The organism is Peribacillus sp. NPDC046944 (assembly GCF_050272735.1).
In the GTDB taxonomy this organism is placed as follows: Bacteria; Bacillota; Bacilli; order Bacillales; family DSM-1321; genus Peribacillus.
Genome location: NZ_JBNNML010000009.1, coordinates 93,105 through 111,254, shown reverse-complemented (window position 1 = coordinate 111,254; position 18,150 = coordinate 93,105). Strand labels below are relative to the sequence as shown.

The 18,150-nt window shown below is 37.7% G+C and carries 27 protein-coding genes; 24 read left to right on the top strand and 3 right to left on the bottom strand.

Annotated elements, in window-relative coordinates:
• Position 1: 1 nt before the first annotated feature.
• From ACQKIC_RS16580 to ACQKIC_RS16535, 10 genes are all read left to right on the top strand, one after another.
• Complete coding sequence (locus tag ACQKIC_RS16580; protein WP_427591924.1) at positions 2-649, top strand: helix-turn-helix domain-containing protein; 648 nt, start codon at positions 2-4, stop codon at positions 647-649.
• Entirely contained in the window at positions 646-912 is a 267-nt protein-coding gene (locus tag ACQKIC_RS16575; protein WP_427591925.1) for a hypothetical protein, read from the top strand. Before ACQKIC_RS16580 ends, ACQKIC_RS16575 begins: the two co-directional genes overlap by 4 nt.
• Before the next feature lie 111 nt (positions 913-1,023).
• The gene (locus tag ACQKIC_RS16570; protein ID WP_427591926.1) at positions 1,024-1,233 is read left to right on the top strand and encodes a YqaI family protein; all 210 of its coding nucleotides are present in this window, start codon (positions 1,024-1,026) and stop codon (positions 1,231-1,233) included.
• A 104-nt stretch (positions 1,234-1,337) separates the two neighbouring features.
• Positions 1,338-2,279 (top strand): YqaJ viral recombinase family protein, encoded by a 942-nt coding sequence (locus tag ACQKIC_RS16565; protein WP_427592011.1) that lies wholly within the window; start codon positions 1,338-1,340, stop codon positions 2,277-2,279.
• Positions 2,279-3,157: a recombinase RecT gene (locus ACQKIC_RS16560; RefSeq protein ID WP_427591927.1), complete on the top strand. Its 879-nt coding sequence runs from the start codon at positions 2,279-2,281 to the stop codon at positions 3,155-3,157. Before ACQKIC_RS16565 ends, ACQKIC_RS16560 begins: the two co-directional genes overlap by 1 nt.
• Positions 3,157-3,324 (top strand): hypothetical protein, encoded by a 168-nt coding sequence (locus ACQKIC_RS16555; RefSeq protein ID WP_427668704.1) that lies wholly within the window; start codon positions 3,157-3,159, stop codon positions 3,322-3,324. Before ACQKIC_RS16560 ends, ACQKIC_RS16555 begins: the two co-directional genes overlap by 1 nt.
• Before the next feature lie 19 nt (positions 3,325-3,343).
• Positions 3,344-4,264: a hypothetical protein gene (locus ACQKIC_RS16550; RefSeq protein ID WP_427591928.1), complete on the top strand. Its 921-nt coding sequence runs from the start codon at positions 3,344-3,346 to the stop codon at positions 4,262-4,264.
• The gene (locus tag ACQKIC_RS16545) at positions 4,164-5,096 is read left to right on the top strand and encodes an ATP-binding protein (RefSeq protein ID WP_427591929.1); all 933 of its coding nucleotides are present in this window, start codon (positions 4,164-4,166) and stop codon (positions 5,094-5,096) included. The genes ACQKIC_RS16550 and ACQKIC_RS16545 overlap by 101 nt, the downstream gene beginning before the upstream one ends.
• The gene (locus ACQKIC_RS16540) at positions 5,097-5,321 is read left to right on the top strand and encodes a hypothetical protein (RefSeq protein WP_427591930.1); all 225 of its coding nucleotides are present in this window, start codon (positions 5,097-5,099) and stop codon (positions 5,319-5,321) included. It abuts the gene before it with no gap.
• A 6-nt stretch (positions 5,322-5,327) separates the two neighbouring features.
• A complete protein-coding gene (locus tag ACQKIC_RS16535) occupies positions 5,328-5,792 on the top strand; it encodes a DUF1064 domain-containing protein (RefSeq protein ID WP_427591931.1) in 465 nt (154 codons plus the stop codon).
• Positions 5,793-6,051: 259 nt separating this feature from the next.
• Here the strand turns inward: ACQKIC_RS16535 and ACQKIC_RS16530 are convergent, their stop codons facing one another.
• Positions 6,052-6,576, bottom strand: a complete 525-nt coding sequence (locus tag ACQKIC_RS16530; protein ID WP_427591932.1) for a hypothetical protein — start codon at positions 6,574-6,576, stop codon at positions 6,052-6,054.
• 167 nt (positions 6,577-6,743) lie between these two features.
• Here ACQKIC_RS16530 and ACQKIC_RS16525 point away from each other — a divergent pair, with 167 nt between their 5' ends.
• Positions 6,744-6,929: a hypothetical protein gene (locus ACQKIC_RS16525; RefSeq protein WP_427591933.1), complete on the top strand. Its 186-nt coding sequence runs from the start codon at positions 6,744-6,746 to the stop codon at positions 6,927-6,929.
• Positions 6,930-7,022: 93 nt separating this feature from the next.
• On the opposite strand, the gene ACQKIC_RS16520 is transcribed toward ACQKIC_RS16525, so the two are convergent.
• Positions 7,023-7,574 carry a DUF4145 domain-containing protein gene (locus ACQKIC_RS16520; protein WP_427591934.1) on the bottom strand — a complete coding sequence of 184 codons (552 nt, stop codon included), beginning with the start codon at positions 7,572-7,574 and terminating at the stop codon, positions 7,023-7,025.
• A 393-nt stretch (positions 7,575-7,967) separates the two neighbouring features.
• Here ACQKIC_RS16520 and ACQKIC_RS16515 point away from each other — a divergent pair, with 393 nt between their 5' ends.
• The gene (locus tag ACQKIC_RS16515) at positions 7,968-8,150 is read left to right on the top strand and encodes a DUF3954 domain-containing protein (RefSeq protein WP_427591935.1); all 183 of its coding nucleotides are present in this window, start codon (positions 7,968-7,970) and stop codon (positions 8,148-8,150) included.
• Positions 8,151-8,283: 133 nt separating this feature from the next.
• On the opposite strand, the gene ACQKIC_RS16510 is transcribed toward ACQKIC_RS16515, so the two are convergent.
• Positions 8,284-8,883, bottom strand: coding sequence for a hypothetical protein (locus ACQKIC_RS16510; RefSeq protein ID WP_427668702.1), 600 nt, complete (start codon positions 8,881-8,883; stop codon positions 8,284-8,286).
• Positions 8,884-8,977: 94 nt separating this feature from the next.
• Here ACQKIC_RS16510 and ACQKIC_RS16505 point away from each other — a divergent pair, with 94 nt between their 5' ends.
• The 12 genes from ACQKIC_RS16505 to ACQKIC_RS16450 all read left to right on the top strand — a co-directional run bounded on the left by ACQKIC_RS16505 (position 8,978) and on the right by ACQKIC_RS16450 (position 18,142).
• Positions 8,978-9,127 (top strand): hypothetical protein, encoded by a 150-nt coding sequence (locus ACQKIC_RS16505; protein WP_427591937.1) that lies wholly within the window; start codon positions 8,978-8,980, stop codon positions 9,125-9,127.
• On the top strand, positions 9,124-9,597 hold the full coding sequence (locus ACQKIC_RS16500) for a hypothetical protein (RefSeq protein WP_427591938.1): 474 nt from the start codon (positions 9,124-9,126) through the stop codon (positions 9,595-9,597). The genes ACQKIC_RS16505 and ACQKIC_RS16500 overlap by 4 nt, the downstream gene beginning before the upstream one ends.
• Before the next feature lie 127 nt (positions 9,598-9,724).
• Positions 9,725-10,312 carry a hypothetical protein gene (locus ACQKIC_RS16495; RefSeq protein WP_427591939.1) on the top strand — a complete coding sequence of 196 codons (588 nt, stop codon included), beginning with the start codon at positions 9,725-9,727 and terminating at the stop codon, positions 10,310-10,312.
• Positions 10,313-10,372: 60 nt separating this feature from the next.
• Positions 10,373-11,086, top strand: coding sequence for a phage terminase small subunit (gene terS / locus ACQKIC_RS16490; protein ID WP_427591940.1), 714 nt, complete (start codon positions 10,373-10,375; stop codon positions 11,084-11,086).
• Positions 11,083-12,375 carry a PBSX family phage terminase large subunit gene (locus ACQKIC_RS16485; protein ID WP_427591941.1) on the top strand — a complete coding sequence of 431 codons (1,293 nt, stop codon included), beginning with the start codon at positions 11,083-11,085 and terminating at the stop codon, positions 12,373-12,375. Before terS ends, ACQKIC_RS16485 begins: the two co-directional genes overlap by 4 nt.
• A 4-nt stretch (positions 12,376-12,379) precedes the next feature.
• A complete protein-coding gene (locus tag ACQKIC_RS16480) occupies positions 12,380-13,735 on the top strand; it encodes an anti-CBASS protein Acb1 family protein (protein ID WP_427591942.1) in 1,356 nt (451 codons plus the stop codon).
• Positions 13,719-14,477, top strand: a complete 759-nt coding sequence (locus ACQKIC_RS16475) for a minor capsid protein (RefSeq protein ID WP_427591943.1) — start codon at positions 13,719-13,721, stop codon at positions 14,475-14,477. The genes ACQKIC_RS16480 and ACQKIC_RS16475 overlap by 17 nt, the downstream gene beginning before the upstream one ends.
• 78 nt (positions 14,478-14,555) lie before the next feature.
• Positions 14,556-15,344, top strand: coding sequence for an FRG domain-containing protein (locus tag ACQKIC_RS16470; RefSeq protein WP_427591944.1), 789 nt, complete (start codon positions 14,556-14,558; stop codon positions 15,342-15,344).
• Positions 15,345-15,401: 57 nt separating this feature from the next.
• Positions 15,402-16,487, top strand: coding sequence for a DUF2213 domain-containing protein (locus tag ACQKIC_RS16465; RefSeq protein ID WP_427591945.1), 1,086 nt, complete (start codon positions 15,402-15,404; stop codon positions 16,485-16,487).
• 14 nt (positions 16,488-16,501) lie between these two features.
• Entirely contained in the window at positions 16,502-16,948 is a 447-nt protein-coding gene (locus ACQKIC_RS16460) for a structural cement protein Gp24 (protein ID WP_427591946.1), read from the top strand.
• 16 nt (positions 16,949-16,964) lie between these two features.
• Positions 16,965-17,843 (top strand): DUF2184 domain-containing protein, encoded by an 879-nt coding sequence (locus ACQKIC_RS16455; RefSeq protein WP_427591947.1) that lies wholly within the window; start codon positions 16,965-16,967, stop codon positions 17,841-17,843.
• Positions 17,843-18,142, top strand: a complete 300-nt coding sequence (locus ACQKIC_RS16450; RefSeq protein WP_427591948.1) for a hypothetical protein — start codon at positions 17,843-17,845, stop codon at positions 18,140-18,142. Before ACQKIC_RS16455 ends, ACQKIC_RS16450 begins: the two co-directional genes overlap by 1 nt.
• The last annotated feature ends 8 nt before the right edge of the window (positions 18,143-18,150 follow it).

Genomic DNA, 18,150 nt, shown 5'->3' with positions numbered 1-18,150 from the left:
ATTGGAGAACACTGTTAAAAGGGTGTGTTTGTATTCATCATCACAGATAGGAGACATCTTGCGAATAGCTAGGGAGCGTGCATGTCAAGAGGAACATCGGACAAAACGCTATGTGGCTGAAATGTTGGGAATCACTGTGGCAAGGTTGACTAATATTGAAGCAGGTTATTCTCAACCACCATTTGAATTAGCTACTGATTGGTGCCGTTTGGTTAAAGATCATACCGCACTGGCAAAAATTAAGCATATTTACAATATGGGTTTACCAGCAACGGATCCTCGCTTGCTTAACTCCGTCCCTGATCAATTGAATAACTTAATTCAGCAAGCAACAGGTGCAATAGCCGCAGCGAACTCGCTTTTAACACTGAGTAAGAATATAAGGCCTGGTGATCAAGTGGGTTCGAGGTTTGGTGAGGACATTATAAGGATGGCCGAAGAGGTTCTTGATTTACAACAGGCAACCGAATCGACTCTTTCATCGATGCGACAGAACTGGAATCTGAATATGGAGCAGGTCGTCAGAAACTGGACACAGGAAGCACTTGCAGATCGTGTCATTATCCAGTCTGTTACACACTTTGAAACCATAAGGAAAGAGGAGTTTTTTGCAGAACGATCTCGGTCATTAGGGAGGGTTGAACATTGAATCAGGATTTGTTTTTAGCTAAAGACTTTCAACAAGTACAAATAGAGTACCGCAAATCTTGGACTCTTTTGAATGAAATTGGCGATGCCATTTCAGAAGGTGATTTGGAAAAAGCGAAATTAGACATTTATCAGATACAAAATACAGTCCGTAAGTTAGAAAAATTTCAAGAGAAAAAAATCCAAAAGGACCAGATGGAAGCTCTGGTAAGTAGGTTGAGCTCAGAGGGTGTCCATATTGAGATGGTGGTGCGGAATCTATGAATTTAGTCTATTTTATAGCAGGAGTATTTTTACTGGGTATGGTAATTGGTAGTTTTCTAACTGAAAGTAGATTGGTAAATGAACAAAAAATGAGCAATGAGGAGGAATAGAATGGATCATCCACTGGTTACTCAAATTGAACGAACAGGCTATCCATATGCAGTTGGCTCAGAAGAAGCTATTGGTGTTGATTATTTTGGGAATGAGGTATGGCCTGGGGACGATTATTTCGAAGATCCTCAAAATGGTGAAATAGTTATGCAGGAAAATTTGCAGGATTATATGAGTGAAGTTTATGGTTTTGAATTTAAAACGGCATAAAAATAACCCCTGTTCACAGCAGGAGTTAGTGAGTTTGAACAAATTTAATTAATGCTAGTGTACTACATTTTGCACTGGCGGTAAAGGGAGGATCTTTTATGTCAATGAATATGAATGCAATTTCTACTCGTGATATGAGCCGGAACCAATGGCTAGAAGAGCGCACAAAAGGAATTGGTGGTTCTGATGCTGGAATCATTCTTGGACTAAATAAATACCGTACATCCTTTGAATTGTGGTTGGAGAAAACCGGACAGGTAACACCACAAGAAATTGATAATGAAGCGATTTATTGGGGAAACGAAATGGAAAATGTTGTTGCGAAGGAATTTGAGAAGCGAACGGATAAGAAGGTTCGCCGCACTAATTTTATGTATAGCCATCCTAAATACCCCTTTATTAAGGCAAATGTGGATCGCTTAGTGGTTGGAGAATCAGCTCTATTAGAATGCAAGACGGCAGGTGCTTTTCTTGTAAAAGAGTGGGAAGCAGATGAAGTCCCGGAAACATATTTAGTACAGGTTCAACACTATCTAGGTGTTACAGGCAAGGATAGAGGTTATATAGCGGTTCTAATCGGCGGTAATAAGTTTATCTGGAAAGAAGTCGAACGGGATGAAGAGCTGATAAACATCATTTTTGAAGCGGAAAAGCATTTTTGGGAGTACCACGTGGTCCAAGGAAATCCTCCAGAATTAGATGGATCTAGTGCAGCAGAAAAGTACTTAAAAGAAAAATATGACCGGGCTGAAAAGGATAAAGAAATTATTCTTCCTGGTGAATATAAGGACTACTTGGCCCAGTATAAAAAAATCAAAACCGATGAAAAACTCATTACTACTGCTAAGAAGGAAATTGAGAACAAAATCAAGTCTGAATTAAAAGATGCTGAAACGGGCCTAGTTGATAGTTTCTTAGTCTCTTGGAAAAATCAATCGCAAAACAGAGTAGATTCCACTGCTTTGAAAGAAAAGTTTCCGGATATTTACCGTGAAGTATTAAAAGAAACCAGCTTCAGAAAATTTGCCGTAAAGGAGATTAAATAATGGCTACAAATTCAGCATTAAAAAATCAGTTATCAAATAAACAACAAGATGCATCCAAACAGGTTGCTGCTCAATCTCTTGGACTTAAATCGCTTTTGAGTGCACCTATTATGAAGAAGAAGTTTGAACAAGTCTTGGATAAAAAGGCACCTCAATTTTTATCTTCTCTCTTGAATTTATACAACGGTGATCAAAATATTCAAGCAGCAGAACCGATGAGTATTGTTTCTTCTGCGATGGTCGCGGCGACTCTTGATTTACCCATTGATAAAAATTTAGGATATGCGTGGATTGTTCCTTTCTATGACAGTAAGAAGGGGCATAAGGCGGCTCAGTTCCAGCTTGGTTATAAAGGATACATCCAATTAGCACTGAGAACGGGTCAATATAAGGGGATCAATGTAATTCCGGTTCATGAAGGTGAACTTGTTAAATGGAATCGACTTACGGAAGAAATTGAACTCAATTTAGAGGCTGCCACAAGCGAAAAGGTCATTGGGTATTGTGGTTACTTCAAACTAATAAATGGATTTGAAAAAACGGTTTATTGGACCAGAGATGAAATTGAAGCTCATCGGATTAAGCACAATAAAGCTAAAGATAAAAAGTCTCTGAATAATGTATGGCGTTCAGATTATGACGCTATGGCCATGAAAACGGTATTGAGAAACATGCTAGGTAAGTGGGGAATCCTATCCATCGAAATGCAAACGGCAGTCGCTGAGGATGAAAAGGAACCAGAAATCAAAGATATCACCAATGAAGCAGAAGAATCTACCATAATCGATATTGCTCCTGTAGAGGAAGAGACTCAATCAGAGACAACAAAGGAAGATAAAGCATCCATTTTGAATCAGCAAGAAATTGAATTTGAATAATGAGTCAGATTGAAGATAAAACCAATGTCCTTCTGCCTTCTTGGATATTCAAGAAGGCCCAGGACAAGGAACATTTAAAAGACCTGGTCCTTCAATATATGAAGCGTTATCCGGAATATAGGGTTAAGTCGATAAAAAATGGCTTTGCCATCTGTATTAAATCTTAAAAGATGAGGGGGTTGAATCTTGCAAGGATACATCAAAGATTTTAGAAAAGAGTTGGACAGTGCTATTTGGATGATGCCCCCTCTATACCATAGGGTTTGGCAATACTTAAAATATCAAGTCAATCATCAGGATAAAAAAATTCCTATGAACGACGGAACCTTCTTAACGATAAAAGCTGGGCAGCACTTAACTTCTGTTAGAACGATTGCTCATAAGATCGGCTGGTATGAAGGAGCGGTTTTTAAAGAACCTAACCCAAAAACTATTTCTACCATTTTGGCTTGGTTAGAGAAGCAGTCCATGATCAAGATAAATAGAGGTAAGGGTAACAGGCAATACACACTAATAAGTCTATTAAATTGGGATTTGTATCAAGTAAAAGAACTTGAGGGTAACAGTGAGGAAACAGTGAAGAAACAGCTTACGGATATAAACAAGAATGTAAAGAATGATAAAGAAATTGCTGTTGTTGATAACGTGCCGACGCCAGAAGAAAGTGACGGGGTGCCTACGACCGGTCCAGAGGATGATTCCATGTTTGCGGGAGAAATATCACAAACTTCTGAACTAGCAGCGCAATCTCTTTTAAATCGATTCATTCAACTTAGAGCTTACGGCTTTGACTTTTCACCAAAGGATGAAGAGGCTGCCCGTGAAATCGTAAATGGTGGTGTCCCTATAAACGATTCTTTAGTTTACCTCACTGAATGTTTTGAGCAGTATAAGCCGAAACACACCCGAGATCGGATTAACAGTTTATCTTATTGTGCTGGTTTTATTTTAGATAAACATCAGAAAAAACTAGAATCTCAGAATCTTGCGAAAAGGAGGATAACCGATGGCAACAAAGTCGATAGAGGAAGCACTGTCAAAGCTACTTCAAAGGAGGATTCCATTACAGGAGGGCAAACTGGCTGGATTGGAAGAAAAAAAGCCTGATTGTCCCAAATGTAAGGACCAACAGATTATTATTTACCGGGTCCATGAGAAAACAAAGTGGTGTGTAGATACGAGGTTTATAGAAGGTCAGGAAGTAGCCAAGCTCACACCGGAAAGTATGGTTTTAGAATCTGAATATTTAGCTGGTAAAGTATGTAGTCCAGAAGAAGCAAAAGAATGGCATACCACATTTTCTATTAGATGTGATTGTATCCGGAAGAAAAAGGCTGAACGTCTTATGAGGGCAAGCGAGATTACTAACGAATTTAAGAAGCTTGGGTTTCAAAATTTCCTTAGAGAAGACAAACCGCAAGTTATATCTGATGCATATGAATGTTCATTGGCTTATTTTCAGAGTTTCGCAGAAATCCGCAAGGAGAGGGCCAATAGTATTTCGCTTCTCGGTCAGCCAGGAGCAGGGAAAACCCATTTACTAACTGCCATATCAAATAATCTGATTAAGAAACTGAACGTGCCCGTTCTGTATTTCCCTTATGTGGAAGGTTTCAACGATTTAAAAGATGATTTTGATAAATTGGAAGCCAAACTGGAACGTATGAAGCAAGTTGAGGTCCTTTTCATTGATGATTTGTTCAAGCCAGTTAAAGGTAAGCCAAGAGCTACAGAATGGCAGGTGGAACAGCTATACGCAGTGATTAATTTTCGCTATCTAAATCATAAGCCCATTCTTGTTTCTTCTGAATTGATTGTAGACGAGATAGTGGATGTAGATGAAGCTCTTGGAACCCGTATTTATCAAATGTGTAAGGATTTCACTGTTGTAATTCAGGGAGATAGAAAAATATTAAATCATAGATTGGCAGGGATTTAAATGAATTTACTAGGTTTTGATGGACCAGCACCATACTCAATTATTTACTGGAAGCTAGATGGGGAGAATCAATCGAAAACGGTCTGTTACACGTCAGATGAGGAAAAGTGGGCACTTGATCGGTTTAATACAGCTGGTGATTTTTATAACACTTATGAAGTAGCTATTGTGGATTATGGGAATCAGGTCATTGAGTATTCTCATTCTTTAAGAAAAGGGGCCTGAGAAGTAATGACAACCAGTAAATATGGCAACAAGAAGGTAATAGTGGATGACCATACATTTGATAGTAAAGCTGAGGCGAAATACTATGAGCAGCTTAAGTGGTCTCAACTTCATAAACAAATATTGTTTTTCCGGTTACAGCCTCGGTACCAGCTGCAAGAAGCATTCAAGAAGAACGGCAAAACCTTTCGTAAAATTGAATATGTTGCAGATTTTGAGGTTCATAACCTCGATGGATCGATTGAAGTTATTGACGTAAAAGGCGTTGAAACGGAAGGTTTTAAGATTAAGAGGAAACTATTCGAAAAGATATATCCGCATAAGCTTTCTCTTCTTACCCTAGATAGCAAATATGGTTGGATTGATCTTGATGAGCTCAAGATACTTAAGAAAAAAGCCGGGAAGGTGAATGCTAACGCAAAGGCCAAAAAGCCGCGTGTGGGTACTCCTGTATCGAAGAGAAGGCTTTAAAGTCGCCAAATACAAAAAAATCCCCTTTACTCTAAGTGAATTTAAAGAAGAGTACAAAAGGGGAGGAGAACAATTGGACTTATTTGATTTTGGTGGATGTGGATGTATGATAGATAGCTAATTCTAAAATTCAGAAATATATTAAATTATAAGTTTTTTATAACCCTCAATGTGAACATTACTTAGCAAGGGGATTAAAAAGACAGAATCTTTATCATATAGTTCATCGAATAAATATAGATTTGTTAGTTCTATGTTTTTACTCATAAAGAAGGAACATAGCATCATTTACAATAAAGATACCTTTTTCATTAGATTTTAAATGAGAATATTTTAATTTTTTATTAATTAATGATTTGTAAGATGCTAATAACTCTTCAAGTGACTCTCTGTATCCTGGAAAATTAGAAATATGTTCTTTTCTAATTATGTATCGAGCAGCATTGACTTTACCATGGTTATCAATATCGCAACCATCAATTAACGGTTCCAATGTTTCAATCAAGGATTCAAATGCTCCCCAAATGAAGTTAAAGGTAGTTATTTCTGTTGCTAGATTTGATAAAAAAACACTTCTTTCATTTTCGAAGTGACGGGCTGAAGAACAAAAAGCAAGACTTGAATCAAATTTCTCTGTAATTAAATTAACTTGTTCTACGCTAGAGGCCATTTGTAACCAGCTACATATATGAGACCATTTTTCGTCTAGATCTCTCATATCTAATGTTCTAAGAATACATTCTATTTTCCAAGCATGTTCATCTACAGGCAATACATTAACCATATAAGAAAACCTCCTAATATTTATTACCTTAAATATATTACATTTTATGGATTTATAGTGTGTTTAAGGATAATAAATTGTTCGAATAGATAGTGCGGTATTTCAACAATCCGAATGTATCTTAAGTTGGATTTAGGCTACATTCGCAATAGAAGGGTGAGGACATCATGGGAAAGTACAACAAAGAGCTTTTGTTAAAAGTAGCAACGAAAATTGGTTCATTACCTGCTGATACACCTTTACCAAAAATGCCAGGATGGTCTCCGGATCATGTGAGGTCTGGACGTTGGATGGGACGATCTCCACTGTTAGAGAAATATCTTGATACGTATCTTCAACGAAGAAATAAGTAAATAGTGGACACATATTATGCAGTAAAAAAAAGGATATTAATTTAAAAAAGTCCGGATAAATAATCCGGACAAAATATATTAAGTAGCGGGCACCTATTTCTTTATGTTTTTGAGAATCATAGTAACTTTAATTGCTAGTTCATAATACTTTATGGCTTCAAAATAAGAAACGCTTTCATCGGAGACTTTCCCGTGAACAGCATTATTTCTTAAGACTCTTAATTCATGAAGAGCTTGTTCTGTATCTAAACCTATTAAATTATTTTCTTTAAGGTATCTAATATTGTGAGTGGGATTACTAGACCCTTCACCAAGCTTGTCCATTGTTGAATTTATTTCTTGTTCAATCATTGACCACGCCATCGTAATTGAGGCAGTTGGTGAGATTTGAGCAATAGTAGTAATTTCTTTATCCCTCTTGTTAACGGGATAATCAATGTTCTCTGTTAGTCCCTTGTCTTCCAAGTTAGATTCCAACTGATCGAGTTTCTGTTCAAAATCCATTTCTATATTATTAAAAGTAACCTTCGTTAAATTATATAGGATTTTAACTATGGGTTTTCTTAGCAATATTGAAATTGTGAGAACAACAATAGGCCAAGCTATTGAGTTAATAATAGATGAGATAAATTCTAATTTACTCAAAAAAATCCTCCTAAAAGTAAAAGATATATACATTATATACTGTTTTTAAAAATTCGAAAGTTAGTGATTTATTATTAGATACAAATTTAATAGTTTAACCGCTTTTCAGCATCTTTATATAATCCGGATTTAACTCAGATTTACACTTTTTTTTAAAAGTGTTTTAAAACATCAGGGCAATGTCCTTGATAGATTTTATTAAGTTCCATAGTCACTATCCTTTCTCACTTTAAGTGCTGCTGGAGTTAATACATGAAATGTAAAGCGGCACAGTTCGAATAAAAACTGTGCACATGATTGACTTACAAATAAAAAATTCCCTGTCTGCAAACAAGGAATTCAAGATTTCTCTATAACCACATACTTTATTTTACCACATTAGGAGGAATCACAATGAAAGAAGCTGCCGATTTAAAAATGATTGCTGAAGTAGATTTAATGGATAACAACAAGGTGTATCTAGTAAAGGATGGCCAATTAATTAAACATGATCTTCCCAACTATGGTGAGACGGTCATTGTTACGCTTGGTGGGAAGGTTGATAGATTAGAAACCACGGTAAAAAGGAAGATTTAATAGAACTTCATAATTTGCTCAACCAAAAACTGGAGGGCACTGAGTAAGCTATCGCTTATTTAGTGCCCTTTTTTAAAATTCTTTATAAAGAAGGTGTTAATAATGTTAGATGTAATTACATTTATTTTTTCATTTATTGTGCTAATTTTTGCGATTCTTGTATTGTTCTCCACTCACTATCACTAAGGGTAATAACTTTTGAATAATGTTTATAATTTTTTCTTGTTGTAGCGTAGGGATTTCTTTTAAATGTTTTGATGGCTACTTTAATGTCTACTATAAAAGTTTGACTGTACGGATAAACCACTGTCTCGAACCTTTTCATACTGTTGGCTGGTATAAGCCCATAGTTAGAGTTTAGAGGATTAAAGTGAGCGACTGTACCTTCACTGTCGTTAATCAAAAGTAGTTTTTTATCTTCCAATTCAGGGCGAATAGCTAATTTATAAAATCCTGGAAGTAACTGGAGAGTCTTTGCATCTAAAAGTTGAATGTCAAAAAAACCAATATCTTTTGGAGACATATTTAGAGCTTTAACGATTATTAGAGCAGAGGTTGATTGATCAGGAAAAGCAGGTTCTTTATCAAACGTTTCAATTCTGTCTACTAATCCACTGTAGTCGATGGTAATATCTAATCTTTTTCTATTTATCCAAAGAGTTAAAAATGAAATCGTTAATGATAAGCAGGAAATTAATAAAGTAATAATCTTGGAATCTTGAAAAAAATTCATCATAAATAGCACGTCCTTTTAAAAATATATCCTTACTTTATCAAAAATAATTGTAAATTTGTTAATAATTTGTTGAATTCAGGGAGGCAAAGGGATGAATCAAGAGAGAATAAAGTCAATAACATCACGAAAAGCTAAAGAATACAGTCATAGGGAATTGGAAGGGTTAATGGGCAAATATAAACCAACAATGGGGCGTAGTGGTGGAGCTTTAAAACATAACAGGAGGTCGGTTATTCGATGACTCAGCAAATGAAAAACTGGGAAGCTGAACAAAAGGTTATAGAATGGATCCGTGATTATAATTTTATGCTAAGAGAAATTGCTAGATTGAATAGGTTGTTAAATACACCTCATTTCGGACATCAGAAGCTAACTGCAACCTATGGAATAGAGGCAACTTTACCAAAAGGAAATGGTGGCATTAGCCAGGCGGAATTACGACAATTGGATATACGAGAAAGAAGGCTTATCAAGTATGAAATGATTATAGAGTTTTTAGAGACAGCTACGGATTTATTGGAAGAAGAAAAGCAGTGTGTTGTATATGATTGCATGATTGAAGGAATGAGGTATACAGCAATTGCAAATCATTTGGGATTTTCTAGAGATACTATTAGAAAAGTCAAAGATGACATAATCGGCAATATCGCCAATAAAGTCAAAAAAGACAGCTTTCTGCAAAAGTTGAAATCCATTAAAATGGCGGTGTAGAATGGAAGGCAGGACGGGGAGTAGAAAACTCTCTCCGATTATGAACGGAATATTGCTAGGACGTCACCTTTCGGTGGCGTTTTTATTTCTTCCTTTTCTAGTATAATTAGATAAAAAGGAGGAAATTATGAAAAGATACATAGATTACTTACCATATGCAGTAATGTTTACAGTAGTAATTATTAACTTTATTATTTTTTATGCACTCTTAACGGTAATGAATGTTTTTGAAAAAGAAATAATAGCAGCTATTATAGGGTTCACAGGTTCTATAATTGGGGGTCTTCTCACACTTATGGGTGTTAAATGGACACTGGATTCTCAAAAAAGAAAAGAAAATCAAGAAAAATACGAAAAAGCAAACTTTGTGTTTACTGAATTATTATCAAAATTGATTGATGTATACAACCCAGTGAAGTCTTTAAGTCCGATGAATTGGGAATTAAATTTAGCTATTATATTGAAAAATGCTAAAGCTTTAGAGCGAGCAGCATCAGAAATGTTAACAGAGGCGAGGCATATAGAAATTGAATTTTATAGAGTGGTAAAAAGTGTTCAATATTATGCTGGGAATATGATTAATTATATTGATAATATAAAAACTTCTGGTAAAACAGATAAAGAGATTAAGGATAATTTATTATCTATTTATCAGGGACTAGCAGAAGCAGATAATACCATGTTGGAAATTGTTAGAAAAATCAAGTGCTCATAGTGAGTGCTTTTTTCTTTGCCCCAAAACAACACAATTTTAGGAGGTGGCAGGTGATGTAAAATGGCTGAAAATCATGTTAATGCTGAGAAAGACTATATCAAAGGCATGAAATATAAAGATATTGCTGAGAAATATGAAGTATCAATAAATACCGTCAAGTCATGGAAACAACGACATGGATGGGTGAGAAATAAAGGTGCACCTCCTCAAAAAAGTGTGCACACAAAAAAACGTGGGGCTCCAAAGGGAAATATAAACGCAAAAGGGAATAATGGGGGCGCCCCTAAAAAAAATCAGAACGCCGTTACACATGGATTTTTCTCTAAATATCTTCCCGAAGAATCACTAGAGATTATGGAAGAAATACAGGAGCGTTCACCAGTTGATATGCTGTGGGATCAAATCATGATTCAATACACAGCTATTATTCGTGCCCAGAAAATCATGTTTGTTATAGACAAAGATGATATGGCAAAAGAACAAAGCCAATTTGGTTTTGGTGATAGTGGAGCAGATAAATACGAAATACAATTTGCTTGGGACCGCCAGGCTAATTTTCTGAATGCTCAATCCAGAGCGATGGGTGAGCTAAGGAGCTTAATTAAGCAATTTGATGAGCTTGCTCATATAGGTGATGAGCGCCGATTGAAACTTGAAGGCATGCGTTTAGGTATAGAGAAAACTAAGGCAGAGGTTGATAAAATTTCTTCAAGGACTGATGACCAGCCGATTGAAATTCTTATCAAAAGGAAAAGCAAGGGTGATAGTCGATGATTGAAAAAGAGGTCAATCCTCACTTTGAAGATTTTCTGTTTGATTGGTCAACAAAATTCCAGTTTCTTGTTGGAGGATATGGGTCATCTAAAAGCTATCATGTTGCTCTCAAATTGATTCTTAAGTTATTGGAAGAAAAGAGGACGGCTTTGGTTGTACGTGAAGTTTACGATACACATAGGGATTCTACTTTTTCATTATTAGAAGAATTAGTCATTGACCTTGGATTAGATGGACGTATTAAATGCTTAAGTTCTCCTATGCAACTACGTTTTCCTAATGGTAGTAAGATCATTTTCAAGGGGATGGACAAGCCACAGAAGTTGAAGTCCATTAACAACATTTCTATCGTGTGGCTGGAAGAGTGTTCAGAAATAAAATACGCTGGATTCAAAGAACTTCTTGGACGCTTACGGCATCCTACTTTAAAACTTCATATGATTCTTTCTACTAATCCAGTGAGCACTGACAACTGGTCTTTTAAGCATTTTTTTAAAGATGAGCAGAATAAACGGCTGGTGCTTGACGACGAAGAGTTATATAAGCGGCGGACAATCATTATAAATGACACGTATTATCATCACTCTACTGCGGATGATAATTTATTTTTGCCTGAAAGCTATATCAACCAGTTGGATGATATGAAGGATTATGACCCTGATCTTCACCGAGTGGCGAGGAAGGGACGCTTTGGAGTTAACGGAGTTAAGGTCTTGCCACAATTTGAAGTGATAGCTCATGAGGAAGTAATGGATTTCATAAAGAAGAATCGTCCATTTCTCACTTTTCGTGCCGGGATGGATTTTGGTTTTGAGGATTCATACAATGCTCTGGTACGTGTAGCAGTCGATAAACAACGCAAACACCTGTACATCTATTATGAGTATTACAAAAACAAGATGACGGATGATAAAACAGCGGTAGAAATAGAGGAGTTTAAAGAGACTCGTGAACGTATAAGAGCTGATGCCGCTGAACCAAAGACCATCGAATTTTATAGGCAACAAGGATTTAATATGGTAGCTGCAAAAAAGTTTCAGGGTTCCAGGCTACAATATACGAAAAAGGTTAAGAGATTCAAACGGATCATATGCTCGACTGCTTGTGTAAATACCATCTATGAATTAAAGCCACTTACTTATAAAAAAAATAAAAATGATGAAATTATATCGGATGAGTTCAACATCGACCCCCATACATTTAGTGCCATTTGGTATGCCTTAGATGATTATGAGGTTGCAGACCTTAAGAGTCCTGTTGATCGGTATAAACGTTTACTCGGGAGGTGATTAAATGAGCAGCTTGAATATAGCAAAACAACAATTAGAAAATCGAGAACATCGAGCAGATTTTATGGACGGTGTTGGACGGAATAACCACCGGGATAAGCTTGTTGGACTCAGGGCTGGAAACTACATCCGAACACCGAAAGAAGAGTTGAATGCGTTGTACGCGGAGAACCGAATCATCCAAAATGTTGTGGACATACCCCCCGAGGATATGACCCGCAACTGGTTTTCCTTACGTTGTAAAGATGATAAATTGGCTCAAAATGTCATGAGCAAACTTGCGGACCTTAATGCTAAAGATGCCTTCAAGAGAATGATGATGTATGACCGGATTCAAGGTGATGGATTCATCTCACTCGGGGTAACGCAACAGAATATTTTTGATTTAAAAGATTCTTTAAACGAATTAAAGCTACTCTCAGTCGATTACTTGCATGCATTTAGCAGCATGAAAGTACAAGAATTTTTGATGAATGAAGACGTTTTTGATATCCGTTATGGGCAATTGGAATCTTTGCGTATTGATCGTTCTTCTCGCCATGGTATTTCTCTGGCGCAATCGAATGCTGAGGTTCATACCTCCAGATTATTGCATGCTCGAACCCGGTGGTTAGAAGGAGAGTTGCAAGGCCAGTCTTTAATTGAGAGCATGAAAGATGTGTTCAAGGTATTTGATACCTCTTTATGGTCAGTGGGCCAGATTCTTTACGACTATACTTTCAAAGTGTATAAATCAGCTGACATTGCAGATCTAGATGCAACAGACAAACGCGAGCTATCCATGTTAATGGATTACATGTTTCGCACTGAGGCCCTTGCACTTATTGGAGCCGACGAAGAACTGAAAAAGGAAGTCACCAATGTGAGCGGCATTAAAGACCTAATTGACTTTGTTTGGGAGGTCTTAGCTTCTAGCGCCCGGATGCCTAAAACCGTTTTAAAAGGACAGGAGGCAGGAACAATTGCGGGTGCTCAATATGATGTGATGAATTACTACGCCCGGATAGCTGCTGATCAGGAAAATATTTTAAAACCTTCGATTGAAAGACTAATCAGGTTGATCATGATAAGCCAAAATGATATTGGTGGTTCGGTAGATCCTGAATCACTAGAGTGGGAAATCAAATTCAACCCTCTCTGGCAAGTTGATAGTAAAACGGATGCTGAAATAAGGAAACTGGCTGCGGAAACTGACCAGATATATATCGTAAATGGTGTACATACTGCTGACGATGTACGTAAAGCACGGTTTGGACAGTTTGGGCTGACAGAGGAAAATAAATACTCAGGTGATAGTGTGGACTACGAAAAGATAGCCAATGAAGTATATGAGGGATATGTCAATGACCGGTCTTCGTAATATACCACCGACTCGTTATCCATATGCTGTAGAGAGATCTTATGAGACTGGCATTAAACGTCTAATAAGGGCAATGGTTCTGCTAACCCTCAAAGAGTATGACAAGGGCATTAAAGTAAATATCCGCACTTATCAAGCTGATGCTAATGAGTTAACTTTTGTGCAGCGTTTACTAAAATTAATAAGGGCATTGACTCTTAATATCTTTACAGATGCCGAGATTACCAATCTGGCAAATCTTTTTGTGAGCGGGCTAAACCTATTTAACATGAAGAACATGAATGATCAGGCTAAGGTGGCTTCTGTAAATCCAATTCAGTTTGAATCATGGCTGGATGATTTCGTGCAGACTTCTATCTCTCAAAATGTCGGCTATATCAAATCCATACAGTCCCAATTTCATGACAAGATTGAGACGATTGTCTACGAGGGCATGAAGAGTGGATCATCCACCAAAGAAATCCGTGAGCAAATTATGAAGGCTGGAAAAGTAAGTGCGAGCCGAGCCGAATTTATTGCTGTTGATCAGAGCGGAAGGATACATGGGCAGCTTACAAAAAAGCGACATGAGGAAATGGGAGTATCTAAGTTCTCTTGGCTTACAGCTGGCGACGAAAGAGTCCGTAAAGAGCACCAGGGTTATAGTGGTAATGTATATACCTATCAATCTGGAGCGAATGGGAAATTTCCGGGTAGTGATTACCGTTGCAGGTGTGTTTCTATTCCAGTATTTAATCTATGAAAATTTTAGAAGAATTTCCTCCAAAAGTAATTTATAATATATATTTTATAAGACTTATAAATTCGGAGGTTAAGGCTAGTGAAAGAGTATAAAAGTGATATTTATGGATTAATTCTGGAACCAGAGGACATTTATGAACTGTTTAAACTTTTAATTGGAGATAGCCATAAAAAAGACCGTTCTGTAAGGATATGGAGAGGACAAGCAAATGTTGATTGGAGAATTGATAGTGGCGCATACCGTAGACTAATGAATAATAAATCACATGTTAGAGAAGTTGATATAATCTCTTATGAAAAATCATTACTTGAAAGAGCTCGACATAAAGGATACGGTGTAGATAGTGGCATACTGCTTAGTGATATGGAACTTCTTGCAAGGTTACAGCATCATGGTGCCGCAACCAGATTGGTTGATTTCTCCAAAAGTAGTTTGGTTGCCTTATGGTTTTGTGTAAATACGGTTACCAAAGAGTATGGTTTATTACTTGGAGTTCATACTAATTATCTTGGTGGTGAGGAAGGATACTTAGATGATCAATTTAAGTCATATTCCGACGCGATTGAGGATCTTTCTTTATATGAGTATCCAATGATCATTGAACCTCCAGTTGTTTCTAAAAGGATTGCTGCCCAACATGGTGTGTTTCTATATAGTTATTTATCCGACAACTCAATGGGAAGTTTGGAAATGGGAAGTGTGGAAAATAATGTTTTTGTAGCCATATCCCCGCAATTAAAAGAACAATCACGGAAAGTATTGATTGAAAGTTTTGATTTAAGAAAAGAGACATTATTCCCGGATCTTGACGGTTTTTCTGCGGCAAATAGCTTTAGTGAGAATCCAAAGGAAGCCTATCGATGGTAAACAAATGTTAGACCGGGATTTCCGGTCTTCTTTTTATTTGAAAGGAGATGATATTGTGTGAAGCTACAGAGGTATGACAAAAGTTTAATACAAGACTATAGAGAAACACCAGAAGGCTATTTAACGGTCACAGTACCGATAACTCGCCCTGGTGTTTTTCCATATCAGAGGCAGGATGGAACAGTCCAAATGGAGGCCAAACTTCCAGAAGAGATATTTAGTGACCGCACGATTCAATCAGCACGTTCTAAGCCGGTTACTGACGATCATCCAAATGAGCCAGTCAATCTAAAGAATTTTAACCGGTATTCTAAGGGTCTCTCTCATACAGATGCCACGGTCAAAAAATTAAAACTCTATGTTTCCCTAACCATTACCGATGAAGCTTTAATTGAGAAAATCAGGAATGGAAAACGGGAAATCAGCATTGGCTTTTTATCGGATGTAGTGTCAGAACAAGGGACCTATAACGGGGAAGCTTACCAGTATGTTCAACGGAATTTAGAAATCAACCATATTGCCATTGTGGACCAGGGCCGGGCAGGTTCTGAGGTATCTATCCGGAGTGATTCGGACGCATGGCAAATTGAAGATGAAAAAGGAGGAAATCAACAAATGCCAACTTACAAAATTGATGGTAAGGACTTTGAGGTAGACTCAGCAGTAAAATCGTTCATGGAGGCTCAACAAGCCAAATTAGATACTGCTGATTTGAAAATTAAAGAGGTAGACGCACTGCAGGGCCGTCTGGATGCCCAGGATGCTCAGTTAAAGGTAAAAGATACAGAGATTGCTAATCTCAAAGAAAAATCCCTATCCGAGGATGAGCTGGATGCAAAGGTACAGGAGAGAGTGGAGCTTATTTCCACCATAAAGCCACTTTTGGGAGATTCTTATAACTTCAAGGGTAAATCTACTCGGGATCTTAAAGAAGCCGTAATTCAATCTGTGAATCCGGAATTTAAAGGGGACAGCAAGTCTGATGATTATATCAATGCCTTCTTCGATGCCACAACGGCAACCGTACAAGCTAAAGGTTTTTCTTCTACTGGGGCTCAATCAGCATTTACAGGTGACTCAGTAGGAACACAGTCCAAGGAAATCAACGAAATGAAGGCTAAGCGCCTAAATATGCGTAAATAAGGAGGACGATATTAATGGCTATTACATCTTATCCGCAATACATGGTTCCGGCAGGAAAGGCCGGACAACTGGCAAACTACCAGGACTACTTAGCAGATACTTATGCTGTGGAGGAGGAAGTACCTTTTGGTGCAGCAGTACAGTTAAATGCAACTGGGTCAGCGATTTCGCCGATTCAGGAGGGTGGCAAGGTGATTGGTATCGCACTTGCTCAAAATATTCATGATTACGTGGAGAAAAAGGACGACCAAAGGTACGAAGTATCCTCTCCGGCTGCAATCGTTAAACGCGGTCGTATTTTTGTGGTCGCAGGTGGCGATGTAATTAATGGTCAACCGGTCAAAGTAGATGCAGCAACTCAAAAATTTACGACAGACGGTCCGATTGAAGTGAAAAATGCAGTGTTTAAGGCTAATGCTACTGCTAACCAATTAGTAGAAATCGAAATTAATTTACCTTAAGGGGGATATATAAACTATGTCATTACTAAGACCACAAGACTTGCAGGCCATTGATAATAAAATCTATGAGCCGCATAAAGAAGAGCTTAAGGCTCGAAATATATTTGCAGTTAAAACGGACATTCCAGCTGGAGCAGAAACGTACGCTTACGATGTTTTTACCCGTTCTGGAGCAGCTAAAATCCTTGCACCCGGTGCCAGCGATATCCCATTAGTAGATGCGGACCTTGAGCGTCACACGGTTAACATTTACTCCATCGCTGCAGGTATTAATATCTCTGTGCAAGAGTTGAGACAGGCGCAAATGGCGGGGATGACGGTAGAAACTGTCAAGGTTGATACTGCCCGGAAGGCTATTGCAGAAAAAGAAAACAGTCTGGCATTTATTGGTGATGCTAAACACAATATCAAAGGTCTAACTGCCTCCACTGGTATTCAGGTTTATGCGGTGCCACAAGGTGCAAGCGGTAAGACTACATGGAATGACAAAACGGCTGATGAGATTGTCGCGGATATTCGTAAGGCGAAAAACAAGGTCAATAAACTTAATGGCCATACTGCAGATACACTGCTTGTTACACCTGATTCTTTTGAACAACTGGAAAAGCCATTTAATGAGTTTACGAAGCAAACGGTTCTGGAATATATCCAATCTCAGCGGTGGTTTACACGTATTGAAGTACTGAATGATATCGCAGGGCAAGGAACTGCAGAATCCAACTGTTTTGTAGTTCTAGACTCATCGCCTGATGTTGTGCAGCTAGGTGTTCCAATGGACATTACACGGCACGAAACGGAATACTCTTTTCCTAACCATAAGGTGCCATTTGAACAACGTACAACTGGTGTGATCGTACGATATCCTATGGCTATTGTGAGAGGTGATGGTATCTGATGTTAGTAAACAATAAGGGTAACTTTTCATATGAGGCTGCTGGTGTGGTGCTGATTCCGGGTACAAATAAAGTGGAAGAAAAGGACTTTGAAAAGTTCCTTACCCATCCTTTAATGGCTAAGCTTGACCGAAATGGAGAGTTCGTCTATGAAAAAGGAAAATCAAGCGCTAAGGAAATCATTTCTCTCATTGAGGATACCTTTGATATCGAAACACTCGTATCGATAAAGGAATCTGAGGACAGGAAAACAGTCTTGGATGCTATTGATAAGCGTATTGGTGAATTGAAAGCAGAATAGGGGTGCTG

Bases quoted from the DNA above. Each gene is read 5' to 3' on its own strand.
- ACQKIC_RS16495 (WP_427591939.1), top strand. From the start codon at position 9,725: ATGAAAAGATACATAGATTACTTACCATATGCAGTAATGTTTACAGTA.
- ACQKIC_RS16500 (WP_427591938.1), top strand. From the start codon at position 9,124: ATGACTCAGCAAATGAAAAACTGGGAAGCTGAACAAAAGGTTATAGAA.
- ACQKIC_RS16510 (WP_427668702.1), bottom strand. From the start codon at position 8,883: ATGAATTTTTTTCAAGATTCCAAGATTATTACTTTATTAATTTCCTGC.
- ACQKIC_RS16455 (WP_427591947.1), top strand. From the start codon at position 16,965: ATGTCATTACTAAGACCACAAGACTTGCAGGCCATTGATAATAAAATC.
- ACQKIC_RS16555 (WP_427668704.1), top strand. From the start codon at position 3,157: ATGAGTCAGATTGAAGATAAAACCAATGTCCTTCTGCCTTCTTGGATA.
- terS (WP_427591940.1), top strand. From the start codon at position 10,373: ATGGCTGAAAATCATGTTAATGCTGAGAAAGACTATATCAAAGGCATG.
- ACQKIC_RS16565 (WP_427592011.1), top strand. From the start codon at position 1,338: ATGAATATGAATGCAATTTCTACTCGTGATATGAGCCGGAACCAATGG.
- ACQKIC_RS16545 (WP_427591929.1), top strand. From the start codon at position 4,164: ATGGCAACAAAGTCGATAGAGGAAGCACTGTCAAAGCTACTTCAAAGG.
- ACQKIC_RS16540 (WP_427591930.1), top strand. From the start codon at position 5,097: ATGAATTTACTAGGTTTTGATGGACCAGCACCATACTCAATTATTTAC.
- ACQKIC_RS16535 (WP_427591931.1), top strand. From the start codon at position 5,328: ATGACAACCAGTAAATATGGCAACAAGAAGGTAATAGTGGATGACCAT.
- ACQKIC_RS16450 (WP_427591948.1), top strand. From the start codon at position 17,843: ATGTTAGTAAACAATAAGGGTAACTTTTCATATGAGGCTGCTGGTGTG.
- ACQKIC_RS16570 (WP_427591926.1), top strand. From the start codon at position 1,024: ATGGATCATCCACTGGTTACTCAAATTGAACGAACAGGCTATCCATAT.
- ACQKIC_RS16460 (WP_427591946.1), top strand. From the start codon at position 16,502: ATGGCTATTACATCTTATCCGCAATACATGGTTCCGGCAGGAAAGGCC.
- ACQKIC_RS16525 (WP_427591933.1), top strand. From the start codon at position 6,744: ATGGGAAAGTACAACAAAGAGCTTTTGTTAAAAGTAGCAACGAAAATT.
- ACQKIC_RS16505 (WP_427591937.1), top strand. From the start codon at position 8,978: ATGAATCAAGAGAGAATAAAGTCAATAACATCACGAAAAGCTAAAGAA.
- ACQKIC_RS16530 (WP_427591932.1), bottom strand. From the start codon at position 6,576: ATGGTTAATGTATTGCCTGTAGATGAACATGCTTGGAAAATAGAATGT.
- ACQKIC_RS16480 (WP_427591942.1), top strand. From the start codon at position 12,380: ATGAGCAGCTTGAATATAGCAAAACAACAATTAGAAAATCGAGAACAT.
- ACQKIC_RS16475 (WP_427591943.1), top strand. From the start codon at position 13,719: ATGACCGGTCTTCGTAATATACCACCGACTCGTTATCCATATGCTGTA.
- ACQKIC_RS16560 (WP_427591927.1), top strand. From the start codon at position 2,279: ATGGCTACAAATTCAGCATTAAAAAATCAGTTATCAAATAAACAACAA.
- ACQKIC_RS16515 (WP_427591935.1), top strand. From the start codon at position 7,968: ATGAAAGAAGCTGCCGATTTAAAAATGATTGCTGAAGTAGATTTAATG.
- ACQKIC_RS16485 (WP_427591941.1), top strand. From the start codon at position 11,083: ATGATTGAAAAAGAGGTCAATCCTCACTTTGAAGATTTTCTGTTTGAT.